Origin of the sequence: Delftia sp. ZNC0008 (genome assembly GCF_000799035.1) — a bacterium.
Classification (GTDB): Bacteria; Pseudomonadota; Gammaproteobacteria; order Burkholderiales; family Burkholderiaceae_C; genus Comamonas; species Comamonas tsuruhatensis.
Genome location: NZ_JTKZ01000071.1, coordinates 1 through 1,722 on the forward strand (window position 1 = coordinate 1; position 1,722 = coordinate 1,722).

The 1,722-nt window shown below is 67.8% G+C and carries 3 protein-coding genes; 1 reads left to right on the forward strand and 2 read right to left on the reverse strand.

The window, feature by feature from the left end; all coding sequences use genetic code 11:
• A partial coding sequence (locus L995_RS02700) for a LysR substrate-binding domain-containing protein (protein ID WP_047468901.1) occupies positions 1 to 684 on the forward strand: 684 nt, incomplete at its 5' end.
• A gap of 27 nt (positions 685 to 711) precedes the next feature.
• Here the strand turns inward: L995_RS02700 and L995_RS02705 are convergent.
• Positions 712 to 1,017 (reverse strand): hypothetical protein, encoded by a 306-nt coding sequence (locus tag L995_RS02705; protein ID WP_047468904.1) that lies wholly within the window; start codon positions 1,015 to 1,017, stop codon positions 712 to 714.
• Positions 1,018 to 1,154: 137 nt separating this feature from the next.
• The coding region (locus L995_RS02710) for a YeiH family protein (protein ID WP_047468906.1) at positions 1,155 to 1,722 on the reverse strand (568 nt) is incomplete at its 5' end.

Below are 1,722 nucleotides of genomic sequence, written 5' to 3' on the forward strand. Positions count from 1 at the left end.
GCAGCCAGCATGGCCGCGACGGCGGCCGCGCTGCGCCGCGTGGCGGCCAGCCATGGCTCGGGCGTGCGCGGCACGGTACGGCTGACGGCCAGCGAGGTGGTGGGCGTGGAGGTGCTGCCGCCTGTGCTTGCGCAATTGCGCGCGGCACACCCTGAACTGGGCATCGAGCTGGTGCTGTCCAACGCGGTGGACGACCTGTTGCGCCGCGAGGCCGACGTGGCCGTGCGCATGTTCCGGCCGCAGCAGGAGGCGCTGGTGGCACGCCATATCGGCGCCATCGAGCTGGGGCTGCATGCCCATGAAAGCTATCTGTCCGCACGCGGCGTGCCGGAATCGCTGGAGGACCTGGCCGGGCATTCGCTCATCGGCTTCGACCATGAAAGCGCCCTGATCCGAAAGATGCAGCAGCAGTTTCCCATGCTCACGCGCGAAGGCATGGCGCTGCGCTCGGACAGCGACCTGGCCCAGCTGGGCGCCATCCGCGCGGGCTTTGGCATTGGCGTGTGCCAGTCGGCATTGGCGGCCCGGGAGCCGGGCCTGGTGCGGGTGCTGCCCCAGGCGTTTTCATGGAAGCTCGATACCTGGGTGGCCATGCACGAGGACCTGCGCAAGAGCGAGCGCTGCGCCGTGGTCTTCAAGGCCGTGGCCCAGGCGCTGACGGCCTATGCCAGAGGCGGTGCCTGACGCCCGGCACCCAGGGGCACTTGTGCTTCAGCCGGCGTGCAGCAGGCAGGAGCGCGCGAGATGGCGCAGCGTGGACTTTCTGCGCTGGGTGGCGACAAAGGACTGGCAGTTGTGGGCGATGTAGGCGGCCATGACCACGGTCAGGCTGGCGATGGCCCACAGCGGAATGGGCAGCAGGGAATCGAGCAGCGCCGCGCACACGGCCAGCATCGACAGGCAGGGCAGCAGCCGCAGCAGGGCGGCTTGCCGGGGTTGCTGATTGCGCAGCAGGGTGAGGACTTGGGTGGCGGTCAGCCTGCGGAATCTGCCGGCTTGCTTGCGAAAAACGTTCACGGCGCGGTAGGGCGTTGATGTGGATCAAAAATTTGTGTGTAAATGTATCATCTTGGTGCATGCCCATCAAGCGATGTGTGGCGCCATGACAAAGGCCCGCGCAGTGCGGGCCTCTTGCGGCAATGCCTGTGCAGGCGTCAGCGCATCTCGATCTCGATGGCGATCAGCACGAAGGCTGCCATCCACAGCGTCTCCACCACCAGCAGTGCAAAAGGCCGCCAGCCAGCCTGGGCCAGTTGCTGGAACGAGGTCTTCAGGCCCAGGGCCGCAATGGCCAGCACCAGGCAGTTGCGCGACAGGTCGCTCAACTGGTGCTGCAGGCCCGGCGGTACCCAGCCCAGCGAGTTGATGGCCACCAGCGCGACGAACACCCACAGGAACCAGGGCACCAGGCCCGGCTTCTTGCCGTGGTGCTGCTCGGCCGCTGCCTCGCGCTGGCGCTTGAACAGGGCCGAGACCATGACCACCACCACGGCCAGCATGGACACGCGGAACAGCTTGACGATGGTGGCGTAGTCGCCCGTGGCCTGGTCGATGGTGTAGCCCGCGCCCACCACCTGGGCCACGTCGTGGATGGTGCCGCCGATGAACAGGCCCGCCAGCTCGGGCGGCAAATGCAGGGCGCGCGCCACCAGCGGGTACAGCACCATGGCGGCCGTGGACAGCACGGTGACCGTGACCACCACGGTGAGCGTGAAGCGGTCG